This is a genomic window from Polaromonas sp., from assembly GCF_030680935.1.
GTDB lineage: Bacteria > Pseudomonadota > Gammaproteobacteria > Burkholderiales > Burkholderiaceae_C > Polaromonas.
Window position 1 is genome coordinate 56,078 of the sequence record NZ_JAUXUP010000078.1, and the last position, 14,614, is coordinate 70,691.

Annotated in this window: 16 protein-coding genes; 2 read left to right on the plus strand and 14 right to left on the minus strand. The window is 63.5% G+C overall.

The window, feature by feature from the left end; all coding sequences use genetic code 11:
- Positions 1-110 precede the first annotated feature (110 nt).
- The 8 genes from Q8L50_RS18330 to Q8L50_RS18365 are packed head-to-tail and all read right to left on the minus strand — an operon-like array spanning position 111 to position 8,565.
- Positions 111-827: an ABC transporter ATP-binding protein gene (locus Q8L50_RS18330; protein WP_305350064.1), complete on the minus strand. Its 717-nt coding sequence runs from the start codon at positions 825-827 to the stop codon at positions 111-113.
- Positions 820-2,544 (minus strand): branched-chain amino acid ABC transporter ATP-binding protein/permease, encoded by a 1,725-nt coding sequence (locus tag Q8L50_RS18335; protein ID WP_305350065.1) that lies wholly within the window; start codon positions 2,542-2,544, stop codon positions 820-822. The genes Q8L50_RS18330 and Q8L50_RS18335 overlap by 8 nt, the downstream gene beginning before the upstream one ends.
- Positions 2,545-2,546: 2 nt before the next feature.
- A complete protein-coding gene (locus Q8L50_RS18340; protein ID WP_305350066.1) occupies positions 2,547-3,404 on the minus strand; it encodes a branched-chain amino acid ABC transporter permease in 858 nt (285 codons plus the stop codon).
- Between the two features lie 16 nt (positions 3,405-3,420).
- Positions 3,421-4,620, minus strand: a complete 1,200-nt coding sequence (locus Q8L50_RS18345; protein WP_305350067.1) for an amino acid ABC transporter substrate-binding protein — start codon at positions 4,618-4,620, stop codon at positions 3,421-3,423.
- A 48-nt stretch (positions 4,621-4,668) separates the two neighbouring features.
- Positions 4,669-5,673 (minus strand): tripartite tricarboxylate transporter substrate binding protein, encoded by a 1,005-nt coding sequence (locus tag Q8L50_RS18350; RefSeq protein WP_305350068.1) that lies wholly within the window; start codon positions 5,671-5,673, stop codon positions 4,669-4,671.
- Positions 5,670-6,836, minus strand: a complete 1,167-nt coding sequence (locus Q8L50_RS18355) for a CaiB/BaiF CoA-transferase family protein (RefSeq protein ID WP_305350069.1) — start codon at positions 6,834-6,836, stop codon at positions 5,670-5,672. Before Q8L50_RS18355 ends, Q8L50_RS18350 begins: the two co-directional genes overlap by 4 nt.
- Entirely contained in the window at positions 6,833-7,636 is an 804-nt protein-coding gene (locus tag Q8L50_RS18360; protein ID WP_305350070.1) for a citryl-CoA lyase, read from the minus strand. The genes Q8L50_RS18355 and Q8L50_RS18360 overlap by 4 nt, the downstream gene beginning before the upstream one ends.
- A 35-nt stretch (positions 7,637-7,671) precedes the next feature.
- Positions 7,672-8,565: a dioxygenase gene (locus Q8L50_RS18365; RefSeq protein WP_305350071.1), complete on the minus strand. Its 894-nt coding sequence runs from the start codon at positions 8,563-8,565 to the stop codon at positions 7,672-7,674.
- A 146-nt stretch (positions 8,566-8,711) separates the two neighbouring features.
- Here Q8L50_RS18365 and Q8L50_RS18370 point away from each other — a divergent pair, with 146 nt between their 5' ends.
- Positions 8,712-9,593, plus strand: a complete 882-nt coding sequence (locus tag Q8L50_RS18370; protein ID WP_305350072.1) for a LysR substrate-binding domain-containing protein — start codon at positions 8,712-8,714, stop codon at positions 9,591-9,593.
- Between the two features lie 13 nt (positions 9,594-9,606).
- On the opposite strand, the gene Q8L50_RS18375 is transcribed toward Q8L50_RS18370, so the two are convergent.
- From Q8L50_RS18375 to Q8L50_RS18400, 6 genes are read right to left on the minus strand one after another with little or no spacing between them, the layout of a single operon-like run.
- Complete coding sequence (locus Q8L50_RS18375; protein WP_305350073.1) at positions 9,607-10,191, minus strand: malonic semialdehyde reductase; 585 nt, start codon at positions 10,189-10,191, stop codon at positions 9,607-9,609.
- A gap of 32 nt (positions 10,192-10,223) precedes the next feature.
- Positions 10,224-11,237 carry a tripartite tricarboxylate transporter substrate binding protein gene (locus Q8L50_RS18380; RefSeq protein WP_305350074.1) on the minus strand — a complete coding sequence of 338 codons (1,014 nt, stop codon included), beginning with the start codon at positions 11,235-11,237 and terminating at the stop codon, positions 10,224-10,226.
- Positions 11,238-11,292: 55 nt separating this feature from the next.
- Positions 11,293-11,910 carry a nuclear transport factor 2 family protein gene (locus Q8L50_RS18385; RefSeq protein WP_305350075.1) on the minus strand — a complete coding sequence of 206 codons (618 nt, stop codon included), beginning with the start codon at positions 11,908-11,910 and terminating at the stop codon, positions 11,293-11,295.
- The gene (locus Q8L50_RS18390; RefSeq protein WP_305350076.1) at positions 11,907-12,257 is read right to left on the minus strand and encodes a Dabb family protein; all 351 of its coding nucleotides are present in this window, start codon (positions 12,255-12,257) and stop codon (positions 11,907-11,909) included. Before Q8L50_RS18390 ends, Q8L50_RS18385 begins: the two co-directional genes overlap by 4 nt.
- Positions 12,254-12,553 carry a YciI family protein gene (locus Q8L50_RS18395; protein WP_305350077.1) on the minus strand — a complete coding sequence of 100 codons (300 nt, stop codon included), beginning with the start codon at positions 12,551-12,553 and terminating at the stop codon, positions 12,254-12,256. The genes Q8L50_RS18390 and Q8L50_RS18395 overlap by 4 nt, the downstream gene beginning before the upstream one ends.
- Positions 12,550-13,404 (minus strand): intradiol ring-cleavage dioxygenase, encoded by an 855-nt coding sequence (locus Q8L50_RS18400; protein WP_305350078.1) that lies wholly within the window; start codon positions 13,402-13,404, stop codon positions 12,550-12,552. Before Q8L50_RS18400 ends, Q8L50_RS18395 begins: the two co-directional genes overlap by 4 nt.
- Before the next feature lie 200 nt (positions 13,405-13,604).
- On the opposite strand from Q8L50_RS18400, the gene Q8L50_RS18405 reads away from it, so the two are divergent.
- Complete coding sequence (locus Q8L50_RS18405) at positions 13,605-14,534, plus strand: LysR family transcriptional regulator (RefSeq protein WP_305350079.1); 930 nt, start codon at positions 13,605-13,607, stop codon at positions 14,532-14,534.
- Positions 14,535-14,614 lie beyond the last annotated feature (80 nt).

The following is a 14,614-nucleotide window of genomic DNA, read 5'->3' on the forward strand; positions in this document are numbered from 1 at the left end:
CGCCGCCGGTTTGATGTTTATGCATCAAATCAGACTCCAGCCCCTACCGGGTGGTCGCAAACAGCTATATTTTCAGTAGCACCCCGGGCTGAGCGCACAGCAGCAGGTAGTCACTCCTGGGTTTCCAGCCCGAGGTAGGCCTTCTGGATTTCCGGTCGCGTGAGCAACTCGCTGGCCGCACCCTCCGCGACGATGCGGCCCTCCTCCATCACATAGGCGCTGCTGGCGATTTCCATGGCCATGGCCACGTTCTGCTCAACCAGCAGGACCGAGGTCCCCTGCGCATTGATCTGGCGGATGGCGCGGAACATGTCCAGCACGATGGCCGGCGCCAGCCCGAGTGAAGGTTCGTCCAGCAGCAGCAGCGTGGGCTGCGCCATCAACGCGCGGCCGATGGCCACCATCTGCTGCTGGCCGCCCGACAAGGCACCGGCCGGGCTGTCCAGCTTGACCTTGAGGGCCGGAAACAGCGACAGCACCTGCTCCAGGGAAACCCGGCGGTGCGCCTTGGCCTTGGGGATGAAACTGCCGAGTTCGAGGTTGTCCAGCACCGTCATCTGGGTGAACAGCCGCCGGCCTTCCGGCACGATGGCAATGCCCTCCGCGCAGAATCGGTGGCCTGGCAACTGGGTCACGTCCCTGCCGTTGTAGCGCAGGCTGCCTCCGCGCACGCGGTGCATGCCTGCAATCGCGTTGATCAGCGTGGTCTTGCCAGCGCCATTGGGGCCGACCACACACACCAGCTCACCGGGCTGGACGGTGAGCGTCACGCCCCACAGCGCCGGCGCTGCGCCGTAGTTGACCAGAATATTGTTGACTTCAAGCATGGGGTGTCCCCAGGTAGGCGCTGACCACGTCGGCGTTTTTCATGACTTCCTGCGCGGGACCCACGGCGATCAGCTTGCCGTGGTTGAGCACCGCCACCCGGTCGGCCAGCGCCATCACGGCGCGCATCACATGTTCGACAAACACGATGGTCGCGCCGCGGTCGCGGATCTTGCGGATCAGCGTGATCGCCTCGTTGATCTCGCCCGGCGTCAGGCCCGACAACACCTCGTCGAGCAGCACCAGACGCGGGCGCGAGGCCAGCGCGCGGGTCAGCTCAAGAAATTTGCGCTGGTGCAGGTTCAGGTCGTCCGGCAGGGCGTCGGCTTTGTCCTGCAGGCCGGTGAAGGCCAGCCACTTCCAGGCCTCGGCCGTCGCTTGCTCGTGGTTGAGCGCAGCGCCGCCGAACATCGCTACCAGCGACACGTTCTGCAGCACGCTGAGGTGCGCGAAGGGCCGCGGGATCTGGTAGGTGCGCGCAATGCCGGCCTGCGCAATGTTGTGCGCCTCCAGGCCGGCCAGCTGCCGCCCTTCAAAAAGCATCTGCCCGCCGGTGGCCGGAAAATGCCCGCTGACCACATTGATGAAGGTCGACTTGCCGGATCCGTTGGGACCCAGCAGGCCGAGGATTTCGCCTTCGTGCACCTGCAGCGTGACGCCGTCGAGGGCCTGCACGCCCTTGAAAGCCTTGGACAGCTCACGCACGTCCAGCAGCACCTTGCCGCTGGAGGCCGGTGCCGTGGCCTCCGGCCCGGCTGCCGCTGTTGCCGGTGGCACCGAGCGCTTGCCCGCCGTGCGCTTGAGGAAGTAGCCGAGGATGCCATTGGGCATGAACAGGATCACCAGCACCAGAATCACGCCCACCGCCGCCTTCCCGGCAATCGGGTTGTTGCCGGCCGTGAAGAAATACATCAGGCAAGTGATCGCCACCGCGCCCACCGCCGGGCCGGCCCAATGCCGCGTGCCGCCCAGCACACTCATGAGCACCACGGTCAGCGGTACCACGATGGTGAAGGTTTCGCCGGCTGTGACGTAGGAGACAAACAGCGCGTGAATGCCGCCGGCCAGGCCGGCCAGCGCGCAGGAAATGCCGAATGCCAGCAGCTTGTAGCGAAAGGTCGGCACACCCATGACCTCGGCCACGTCCTCGTCATCGTGGATCGCAAACAGACCCAAACCGAGCCGCGACACATGGATGCGGTAAGAAATCAGCAGGGTGGCCACCGCACCGATCAGCGCCATCAGGTAAATCGAGGAGGACGCTGTCGGACCAAGGGCCGGTATCGCCACCGCGTTGAGGTAAATGCCGGGTCCGCCGTCAATGCGTGTGTTCAGCACAATGGTGCCCACGACAAAGGTGATGGCCAGCGTCAGCAGTGCAAACAGCTCGCCGCGTACCGACTTGACGCGAAACACCACCGCGCCCAGCGCCATGCCCAGCAGCGCCGCCAGCAGCGCGGCGGCTGGCAAGGTCCAGAGAAAAGGCCAGTTCAAATTGGCCGAGAGTCCGGCCGAGGTGTACATGCCGATACCAAAAAACGCGCCGTGGCCAAAGGAAAAATAGCCCGAGTAGCCAGACAGGATGTTCCACGACAGCGCCAGGATCATCCAGTGGCAAAGCAGGTACAAAAAGGACTCGTAAAAGGACGGCAGGCCCAGCCAGGGCACGCTGGCCAGCAGCGCCCCCGCACCGAGGATGCCGATGATGGTCTTGTTCATGACTACAGCTTTCCGGGACGAAACAGCAGCATCACGATCAGCAGTGAAAAGCTCACGATGGGCGCCCATGAAGGCGCGGCCACCGCCATGGTGATGGCTTCGCTGACACCGATGATGATGCCGGCCACCAGTGGTCCGAGCGCGCTGCCGAGGCCACCGAGCATGACCGCCGCGAACACCACGCCGACCCAGGCAAAAATCTGCGACGGCGTGAGCGTGAAGGTCAGGGCCAGGCAGATCCCGGCGACGGCTGCCAGCGCCGCGCATATGCCGGCCAGCATCAGCGACATGCCTTTCTGGTTGATGCCAAAAGCCGAGGCAATCGGCCCGTCCTCGGCCATGGCGCGCAAGGCCTTGCCGAGGTCGGTGTAACGCATGGCCGCCCAGATCAGCAGCGACAGGCTCACCGCAATCACCAGGGTCACCAGTTCCGGCACAGGAATGTAGAGCGATCCCAAGATGAACTTCTGGTCGTTGTAATGCGTCTCGAGCCGGCGGAAGTCGGCCGTCCAGATCGCCTGGATGATGCTTTCCATGACCACCGTGATGCCGAAGGTGACCAGCAGCGAGTTGAAAGGCGAGATCGCAAAACGCGACAACACCCACTGCATGCCGACACCGAATGCAAAAAACAGCGGCGGCAGGATCAGCAATGTGAGCAAGGGGTCCACATGCCACACCGTGGCCATGTGGTAGCTCATATAGGCGGCCAGAAACACCAGGCCGAAGTGGGCCAGGTTGATCTGGCGCAGCATGCCCCAGGTCAGACCCAGGCCGAGACCGATCAGGCCATAGAGGCCGCCGATGAAGATCCCCGAGAGGATGGACTGGGCGAGCAGGTTGAAACTCGGGAAACTCATGGACGGCTCGCGGAGATCAGTTGACTTGCAGCTTGGCGCCGGCAGGGGCGAACTGTGCAGGATGGATCACGACCCATTTTCCGTTTTGCACCTGCTTGATCTTCATCAGGTCGTCCCCGTAATTGCCGGGGCCGTCGAAACGCAGGCGGCCGTGGATGGTGTCCACGCGGTTCTTGCGCAACCAGGCACCAATCGCCTTGTCGTCAAAGCTGTTGGCACCGCGCACGCCGGCTTCCAGGATTTGCCAGGCGGAGTAGGAGGCAGCGGCCTGCACTTCCACCGAGGTATCAGGCAGGTTGGCCTTGGTGGCGCGTTCATTGAACAGCTTGACAAATTCGGCCGCCACCGGATTGGTGGTGAAGGGCGCATGCTCCTCGAAGATGGTCAGCGACAGCGCGTTCTTGCCGTCCGGCGACTTGGTCATGGGGCCGGGCGCAGGATAGGTATGAAAGTGGAGCGGCGGCACATAGTCAATTTTTTTCATCGCGTCGAGCAGCATGTTGCCTTCCAGCCCGATGTCACCAATCCAGACCAGATCCGGCTTGGCGTCCTTGACACGCGCGGCAATCGGTCCGAAATCGCGATTGCCGAAATCCCATTCAAGGAACAGCACTTCCTGCAAGCCGCGTTTTTTGGCGATTTCCCGCGCCCCCAGAGACATGAAGTGAATCGACGGAAACTTGCTCGTCACAAAGGCCACCGTTTTCGGTGGCTTGGGCGCGGCAGCCAGCGCATCGAACACCGAGTTCGGTACCGTGGTGCCGGGGTCAGAGCCCAGCGACCAGGCCGGGAACGCCATGTCGTACTTGGCCAACGCCGGAATGCCAAAAGTGTGGTGCACCAGGACCTTGTTGTAACGCTGGGCAACACCCATGGCTGAAAGAATCGCGCCGGTCGCGTAAGGGCCCATCAACAGGTCCACCTTGTCCGAAGTGACCAGCTGCTCGTACAGCGTGCGGGCCAGTTCCGGTTTGGACTGGTCGTCCTTGACAATCCACTCGACCTTGCGGCCCAGCAGACCACCCTTGGCATTGAGCTGCTCCACATAAATCTCGCCGACCAGCTTGTGCGTCAACGCCGTGGTGGCCAGCGGTCCGGTCAGCGCCAGCGTGCTGCCGATGCGCAGGGGTCCGGGCGCCTGCGCGGAGGCCGGCAAACCGGCCAGCAGTGCTGCGCTTGCGGCAGCTGAGGTCAAAAGTGCTTTCAGGAATTTCATGGTTTGTCTCCAGTTGATTTGTGGTTAGGGTCGCGGAAAACCTGTGTCTCAGTCGATCTGCGCGCCCGAGCGCTTGACCAGCTCGGACCATTTCGAAATTTCGGTACGGCCGAATGCGGCCAGCTCATCCGGCTTCATGCTGCGCAGCTCCAGGCCTTGCGCACCGAGCTTCGCTGCGACCTCGCCATTGGCCAATACCTGGCTGGCCGCATCGCGCAGCCGCGCCAGCACCGGCGCAGGCGTGGCGGCGGGCGCATAAAGCATGAACCACGCGACCAGGTCAAACTCGCCCGCGCCCTGCTCGCTGATCGAAGGCACATCCGGTACGGCCGCGCTGCGTTTGCTGCTCGATGCGCCCAGCGCACGCAGCTTGCCGGACTTGATGTGCGGCATCACAGCGGCCGGGTGGTAGAACATGAACTGCACCTGCCCGCCCATCACGTCAGACATGGCGAGGCCGCCCTCCTTGTAGGGCACATGCACCATCTCGCCACCCAGCCTGGCCTTGAGCAGCTCACCGGCCAGGTGGCCCGAGGTGCCGTTGCCGGCCGAAGCAAAGCTCACCCCGCCCGCCTTGCCCGCCTGTGCGCCGATGTCTTTCACCGATTTCAGTGGCGAGTTCGCCGCCACCACCAGCAGGGTCGGCGTATAGCCGGCAAAAGCCACCGGGGCAAAATCTCTCAAAGGGTCGTAGGGCAGCTTTTTGTACAGTGAAGCATTGATGGCGTGGGTACCCACCGTGCCCATGACGATGGTGTAGCCGTCAGCCGCTGACTTGGCCACCAGGTCGGAGCCAATGACGCCGCCAGCGCCGGCACGGTTTTCCACCACCACCATCTGGCCCAGCGGTTTGGCCAGGGCCTCCGCGAAAACGCGCGAAACGATGTCCGTGGTGGTGCCGGGGCCAAAAGGCACGATGAGCTTGACGGGCCGCGATGGATAGTCCTGGGCCAGCGCAAATGCCGGCGCCAGGCCAAGGCCAGCGGTCGCTACGGCAGCCAGCAAGCTAAGGCGCGCCAGTGCCCGTCGCGAATCAAAGGAACAGAGGGTCATGATGTGGTTTCCTGGTGCGGTGTGGCGGCGCGGGCTGTCCAGCCGCCGCGGAGTTCTGCGTTGTGCGCGCCCAGCAGGGGCGGCGCGGTGATGGCCAGCGCACGCTGGCCATCGAAGGAGACCGGCGAACGCACGCTGCGGTAGGTGCCGGCCACCGGATGCGGCGCCTCCACGAAGAGCTGCAGGTGCCGGGCCTGCGGGTCGTCGGGCACCTCGGCCGTGGTGTACATGGGCGCGTACGGCACGTCCTGCGCTTCCAGGCGGCGGCACCACTCGGCACGGTCGCGCTGCGCAAAAATAGGCCCCAGCACGGCAATCATGTCCTCCTGGTGTTTGATGCGCGCCTCGCGCGTGGCGAAGCGCTCATCCTCGAAGATGTCCGGCTTTTCCATCGCCGCAGCCAGGCCCTGCCAGAACTTGGGCGGCGAGGACATGTGCAGGGCGATCCATTTGCCGTCGGAACACTTCATCACATAGGACTGCGACACGCTGGGCCGGCTGAACGGGCCCATGACCTCGTTCTCGGAAAACAGGTGCTGGAAGGCGTCAATGTTGAAGTGCGTCATGGCTTCGAACATCGAAACCTCCACCTTGCGGCCCACGCCCGTGGCATGGCGTTCATGCAAGGCCCCGAGAATGCCGTAGGCCGCGTAAAGGCCGGTCAGCGAATCGGCCATGGCCGGTCCCAGCACACGCGGGTCCTTGGGGTTGATCAGCAAGCCGAGGAAGCCGCTGACTGCCTGGGCGACGGTGTCGTAAGTCGGCCGCTGCGCCGACGGGCCGGTGGCACCGAAACCGCTGATGGCGCAATAAATCAGCCGCGGGTTGAGCTTGCGCAGGCGCTCTTCGCCGGCGCCTATCTGTTCGGCCACACCGGGCCGGAAGTTCTGGATGTAAACATCCGCCTCCTTGACCAGTCCATCGAACTGCGCCAGGTCGTCGGCCTGTTTGGTGTTCAGCGTGATGCTGCGCTTGTTCCGGTTGTAGGTCTGGAAGTGGGGGCTGTAAAGGCCGCCCTTGAAGGCGCGGAACGGGTCGCCCGTGCCCGGCAACTCGACCTTGACCACATCGGCGCCGAGGTCGGCCAGCAGCATGGACGCGGCCGGCCCGGTGATGAAGGTGCCGTGTTCGAGCACCCGCACACCCGCGAGAACCTTGCTCATGTCTGGCGCTCCGCCGGCATCTCGCCGGTGTATTCCAGCTCGCGCGTGGCCTGGTAGGACAGCGCGAAGCCGATGGGGTCGGTCAGCTCCTCGTTGAGGTGGGCAATCAGGCTGGCGGTGCGCGCCAGCATGGGCACACCCTTGAGCGCATTCACCGGAAAGTCCACGCCTAGCAGCACGGCGGGAATGGCACCCGACACATTGAGCCGCAGTTCCTTGCCGACCACTTCCGGAATGATGGCCTCGATGGCGCGTGCAATCTCCACATAACGCTGTCCGCCACCGGCTTGGGCCGAGACCTCAAACAACTTGCCGACACGCGGGTCCAGCGTTTTGTGTTCGGGGTGGCCGTAACCGGCAATCGGCTGCTTGCGGGCACGCAGGTCGGCCACGACCACGCGGGCGGCTGCGGTGATGTCGCCCTGGTGCCTGGCGGCTTCCTTCTCGACCGCGAGGAACAGGCGCCCTGCGGTTTCAGACGCACCGAGGATCACCGAGCCGGAGCCCAGGATGCCGGCAGCCACCGCGCCCTGCATCGCGTCGGGGGCGGCAGCCAGCGTCATGCGCGCGGCCTGCACACTGGGCACCAGGCCGTGTTCGGCGATGGCCACCAGCGTGGCATTGAGCACCGCGCTGGTCGCGGCATCGGCGCGGCGGCCGGTGACCAGCAGGAAGAAATAGTCGCCGAAGTTGATCTGTCCTATCAGTTCGTGGGCGAGGTCCGCGCCGCGAACAACAATGGTGTTTTCGTTCGAGGTGCAGATGGCGGAGCGGGGCACGGTGGCCTTGCCGATTTTCAAGAAAGTTCTCCAGTCAAAAAAAGGGGCGCCGTGGCTCAGGCGCTGGTCACCAGCCGGAAGTCGTACTTCGCGCTGTGGAAAGGTGTGTCCAGGGTGCGGCCGTCGGGGGCCAGGCCGGCCGGGTGTGTATCGAAGTCCACGATCAGGCTGTTGCGCACGCCAAACACGGCGTCCGAATCGATGTAAGGGCTGTCGGAGACAAAGATGTGGGTTGTCAACCGTTCGTGGCCAGGCGCACTCAGCATCATGTGCATGTGGCCGGGCCGGTTCGGATGCCGGCCCATGCGGTGCAACATGCCGCCCACCGGGCCGTCGTCGGGCACCGGGTAAAAGGTTGGCTTGATGGACCAGAAGCGGTAGTTGCCGTCTGCGTCGGTGTGGAACCGCGCGCGCAGCGCCATGCCGGCATCCTCGCCTTTCTGCATGTCGTAAAAACCTTCGCCGTCGCCCGACCACACATCCACCGCGCAGCGGGCGACCGGCTTGCCAGCCAGGTCGGTCACGCGGCCGTGGTAATAACAGGGCTCGCCCGGGTTGCCTGCGCCTATGTCGGCACCGAGCGGCAGCTCGGGTGCACCCTCCCAGTAAAACGGGCCCTGCACCGTGGCTTCGGTCGGCGCATCGACGCCGCTGCGCGCCTTGTGCGCGGCTGCGCCTCTAGCCTGTTCGACGGCAACCACCAGCATCGAAATGCCCAGGGTGTCCGACAGCAGGATGAACTCCTGACGCTTCTCGTCGCACATCTTGCCGGTGGCGGTGAGGAACTGGATGGCCGTCATCCATTCCCCGGGCGTGAGCTGCACATCCTGCACAAAGGCATGGGCATGTTTCACCAGGGAAGTCATCACCTGCTTGAAGCGCGGGTCGGGGCAGTCTGCCATGCGGTCCACCACGGCTTGCGCCAGGTCTTGTGCTTCTAGTTGCGCCATCTGTTGTCTCCTTTTATTCATCGTTGGTCCCGGGGGGCCTGGCATGGGAAAGCCCTGCGAGTCTAGGATGTCATCCCGTGTCCCGGAAGTGATTAATTTGCACCGTTATGATCGATGTCATCAATGATTAAAAACCGGGGATTTTCATGGAACTCCGCCACGTTCGTTACTTCGACGCCATCGCTGAAACCCTGAACTTCACACGCGCAGCCGAGCGCCTGCACGTTACGCAGTCCACGCTTTCGCACCAGATCAGGCAAATGGAAGACGAGCTCGGCGTCGAATTGTTCGACCGCAGCACCCGGAAGATCCGCATGACCGAGTCGGGTGAAATCCTGCGCACTTACCTGACGCCCGCGCTCGAACAGATCGACCGGGGCATCCAGGCGCTGCGTGGTGAGGTGGAGTTTCTGACCGGCACGATCCGCCTGGGGACCACGCCGAGCTTCAACACCCGCATGGTGCCGCACTGCGTCTCGTCTTTTCTGAACCATTACCCGGGTGTCCAGGTGACTGTGGAAGAACTGTCTGCCGCTGCCATCGTCAGTCGGCTGAAGTCCGGTGACCTCGACCTCGCCGTGTCCTACCGTCCGGAAGGAGGCAGCCTGTGGTTCGAGCCGCTTTACAACGAGGAGTTGCGCCTGGTGGTGGCGACTTCGCACCCGCTGGCGAAGCGGCGACGCGTACGGATGGTGGAACTGCATCATGTGCGCATGGTGCTGCTGGACCCGCAGTTCCAGACCCGCAAACTGCTGGACGATTGCTTTGAGGCCGCCGGCGCAGAGCCGCTGGTGGTCGCGCAGCTCAACTCCGTTGCACCCATGATCGAACTGATCCGGCAGACGGGGCTGGCCGGCATCATTGGCGAGACCGCCGTGACACCTTCCGCTGACCTGCGGGTGGTGCCGCTGGAAGATCCGACCCCCATACGCACACCCGGCATGCTGTGGCAAAAAGGTGCAACTCGCTCGCCGATGATCAAGCACTTTGCAGACATCATCCGCCGGGCCGCAGCCCAGTGCGACTGAGCGCCGCAGTGGGTCAAAGCAGCGTACATGCCTGCTCGAACGACAGCCGCGGGTTGCGGTCGAACAGCTTGCTGTCGTCGCCGTAACCAAGGTTGATCAGGAAGTTGGCCTGCAGCCGGCCGTCTGCGAAGAACTCGGCATTGACCTTGGCCAGATCCACACCACTCATCGGTCCGCAGTCCAGCCCCAGCGCGCGCGCGGCCATGATGAACCAGGCGCCGCCCAACGTACCGTTGCGCGTCGCCGTGCCTTGCGCGAGTGCCGGATTGCCCTCGAAGTTTTCCTTCGCGCCCGGTTTGTGCCAGACCTGCGGCATGTGTTCGTAGAACCTGGTGTCATTGGCAACAATCACCGTGACCGGCGCTTCACGCGTCTTGTCGAGGTTGCCGGGAGTCAGGGCGGGCAGCAGGCGCGCCCGCGATTCGGGCGTGACCAGAAACACAAAACGTGCGGGTTGGGTGTTCATCGAGGTGGGGCCCATGCTGCCCAGCTCGTACACCTGTTGCAGCAGGGCGGCAGGAACCGGCTTGTCGGTGAATCCGTTGGCGGTACGCGCTTTCAGGAACAACTGGTTCAGGCATTCGGGTGCGATGGTCATGGCTTGTTTTCTATTGGAAAGGTTGAAGAAATTCATTCGACTTTGATGTCGGCATCACGAATCAGCTTTGTCCAGCGCTCGACATCGCGCTGCACCAGCGCGCGGGTCTCGGCGGCGTTCAGGCTCATGGGCTTGCCGCCGGCCTTGCGAAAGGCTTCCATCACGTCCGGCGCGGCAATCACCTTTGAGAGATCCGTGCGCAAGCGGGCCAGCACGTCCGGCGGTGTTCTGGCGGGAACGAAGAAGCCGAACCAGGACTCCAGTTCAAGGGTTGCGACGCCGGTTTCCTGCACCGTCGGCACGTCGGGGTGCATGGGATTGCGCTGGCCGCCGGAGACAGCGAGCGCCTTGACGTTGCCGGCATCGACCTGCACGCGCGCTGTCGGCGACAGATCGAAGAACAGGTCCACCCGGCCACCCAGCAGATCCTGGTAGGCCGCCTGCGCGCCGCGGTAAGGCACATGCGTGATCTGCACACCTGCCAGGTGCCACAGCGCGGCTGGCAGTACATGCTGACCGGAACCGTTGCCGGCCGATGCGTAGGTCAGCTTGCCCGGATTGGCTTTGGCGTAGGCCACCACCTCCTTCAGCGACGCCAGCGGCAGATCCTTGCGCGCCATCAGCGTGTAGCTGTAACCGACAGCCAGGCCGACAGGTTCGAAGTCCTTCAGGCTGTCATAGGGCAGGCTGCGGTACAGGCCGGGGTTGAGCGCGATGTTGGACACCGAGCCGACCAGCAGCGTGTAGCCATCGGGCGCAGCTTTGGCCACGAAATCAGTACCCACCAGGGTGCCGGAGCCAGGCTTGTTTTCCACGATGAAGCCCTGCCCTGTCTGTTTGCCCATGCGGTCGGCCAGCAAGCGGCCCACAAAGTCGAAGCCCCCACCGGGCGGCTGCGGAACAATCACCTTGACCACGCGGTTCGGATAAGCGCCGCTTTGGGCATGGGATGGCAACAGCGCAGCAACGTTGGCAAGAGCCGCCATAGCCGCAACCAGCGCCAGCCGGCGCGGCAATCCCGTCAGGCGGGTCGGCAATGAAATCATGAGTGTCTCCTTCTTGTTTGAATCAGCAACTGCGGCGCTTCGCCGGCCGGGCACCTCAGCGCTCCAGCGTCCCGCCAGCCAGCCAGCGTGCGCCGCGCTTGTACAGCTCATCAACCACCGGCCCCTTGAGCATGGGCATGTCGAGCTTGACGGTGTAGCCAATACGCGTCTGGATGTAGGCCAGGTGCCGGTAGCCTTCAGGAAATGCCTGTAGCGCCTGCGCGTCGAGCGCAACGCTGGCGGTCGAATCCACCGGGTCGATCCGGTCCTTTTCATAGATCGGCTGGCGGTGCAGCAGCTTCCACTGGCCTTCGTGCTTCTGCACAAAGTCATAGAAGCGCCCGGTGCAGACCACGTCGCACAGCACCGGGCCATGGACGCCTTCAACCATGCCGCGCTGTGAAATCGTCATCTTGGTTTGCGCGATGGCGCGGTCGCCCGCCACCTCGACCGCCGAACCGCCCAGAAAATGCAGGATGCTCACGCCCTTGGTCCAGCCTTCCTTCGTCACGCGGATAAAGTCGGCAAACGGGCCCTGAAACCAGGTCGCCATCATCACGCCCTCAGGGTGCCAGACGGTCGCAAAACGCTCCCAGTCGCCAGCGTCGCGCCAGACTGCCCAGCGTTCGACCATCTGGCGGATATGCAGTTCGTTGTTCATGTCGTCGTTCATTCGCTGGTTTCCTTGTGTTGATGGACAGCGGGCGCGAGTGGCTCCTGCAGGTCTTCGTAATCCACCTGGTAACGTGCAACGCGCAGATCGGCCAGTTCATGCTTGACGCGCAAATGCTCGGGGTGGCTGCCGTAGGCATCGAGCGCGGCCTGGGTATCAAACTCGGTGTAGAGCACCACATCGCAGGCGTAGTCGACGCCGCTGGAGTCCACGCCGATCTCCAGGTGCAGCAAGCCCGGGATGCGCCCGCGAAGTGATTCGAAACTGTGCTTGAGCAATTGGATGCCACTGGCTTTCTCCACAGCGGTATCGCCGCGCAGGTTCCACATGACAATGTGTTTGATCATGCGGGGAACCCGGCTTTTTGAGGCCACAGGTTCACGAAGGCATGAACGCTGCTGATCGCGTAAACACCGGCGCGCGTGAAGGGCTCATCGGCCAGCCAGGCCTGCGCGGCCGCACGCGAATCGAAGTTGATGGCCAGCAGGCTGCCGATCATCGCCTGTCCGTCCTCGGCCATCAGCGGGCCGGCAAAGGCGATGTGATCGGACATCTCTGCCAGATAGGCCTTGTGCTCGGGACGGATGCGCAGACGCAGCTCGCCACTGTCCGGCTTGTCGATCAAGTGGAAGATATAAATCATTTGGGAAGCGCCACCGGGGTGGAAAGAAGGGGGTTGAGCACAAAATCGAAGTCAAGGCTGTAGACACCGTCCGGCTGCCTGATCCAGTCAGCCACCAGCGACTGGCGCACGCCAAACACCGCATCGGAGTCGAGGTAACGGTCACCGCTGCGGAACACATGCGTGACCAGTTTTTCATAGCCCGGCGCGTGAATCATGAAATGCAGATGCGCCGGCCGCCACGGATGGCGCCTGGTGGCGCGCAGCATATCGCCCACCGGCCCATCGGCCGGAATCGGGTAGGCCTCAGCCACGATGGTCCTGAAATTGAAACGCCCATCCGGGCCCGAACTGAGCACGCCGCGTGCCCGGTGCTGCTCCAGCTCCGGGTACTGCACGTCGTAATTGCCCTCGGCATCGGCCTGCCAGACCTCGACCACCGCACCGGCGACCGGCTCGCCCTTCAACCCCAGCACGCGGCCGCGCACGATGCAGGGCTCGCCCGCCGCGCCGTTGGCGACATCGGCGCCATGTTCGAAGTGCGGCGCACCTTCCACATGAAAGGGGCCGAACACCGTGGCCTCGGTGCAGCCCGACGGCTTGTCGTTGTTCATCGCCACCGTCAGCATGGACAGGCCCAGCGTGTCACTGAGCAAAATGAATTCCTGGCGCCTGTCATCGCACGTCTGCCCGGTCGCGGTCAGGAAATTGATGCCGGCAAGCCATTCAGCCTCGGTCAGTTTCACCTCGCGTGCAAAGGCATGCAAATGCTGGACCAGGCTGGTCATCAACTCCTTGAGCCGCGCATCAGGCGTGCCCGCAAACCGCGCAATCACGGCCTGGGTGATGGTGTCCTGGTTCAGGTTGCGCATGGCCGGACTTGCAAAGAGGCGGGAGCGTGGACGTACATACTTTCCTTCGTGGACTCTCTGGCGCTAAATGTAGGCCGCGATGACGACAAAAAAAAGCGGGCTGGCGCAAATGACTTTTCCGCACGGCGGAAAAACAGTCGCTGCGCCTGAGCCACAATGCAGGCGGCCCTGAAAAAAACGGCAATTGCAGGAGGCATGGCTTGGATCGCTGGACGGAGATTGAACTGTTTGTGCAGGTGGCCGAAACCGGCAGCCTGAGCCGCGCTGCGGAAGCACTGGATCTGTCCAACGCAGCGGCCAGCCGCCACCTGTCGGCGCTCGAGGAGCGACTGGGCGCCCGCCTGGTTGAGCGCAACACGCGCCGGCTTTACCTGACCGACACCGGTCAGGAGTTTTTCAGCCGGGCCAAGGGCATCCTGGCCGAGCTGAAGGATGCCGAGTCTGCCGTCAATGCGACAGCGCTGAACCCCACGGGTACGCTGCGCATCACCGCCTCGCTGTCGTTTTCGCTGCATCACGTGGCACCACTTCTGCGCGAGTACACCCAGCGCTACCCAAATGTCACGGTGCATGTGGAGGCGGCCAATCGCTACCTCGACATCATCGACAACAACATCGACGTGGCCATCCGCACGCGCGAGATCGAACCCGACTCCAACATCACGATTCGCCGGTTGGGTGAGACACGCCGCATCCTGGCTGCCTCGCCGCGCTACTTCGCGCAGCACGGTTTCCCGAAAACGCTGGAAGACCTGCAGCGCCACAAGCTGTTGATCTACACCTACGCCAACAACCCCAACGAACTGCGTTTCACGCGTGATGGCGAAACCGCCACCATCACGGTCAAGGGCCTGCTGGAGTCCAACGACGGGCAGATCCTGCGCGCTGCCGCGCTGGACGGCATGGGCATCCTGGTGCAGCCCAGCTACATCGTCTACAACGACATCGTGGCCGGCCGCCTGGTGCCGGTGCTCGATGACTGGGACCTGCCGCGCCTGACCATCAACCTGGCTTACCCCAGCCGCAAACACCTCTCGGCCAAGGTGCGCACCTTCATCGATTTTGTCGCCGATCATTTCGAGAAGCAGGACTACGAACGCAAGTGGACCGGGCGCTTCGGCGTGTATTGAAACGGCGGAGATTCTGGACACCGGCGTGCTGATCGCCGGCAGCTTCTGACAGCGCCATTTACTCCTGATTTGATAGCTGC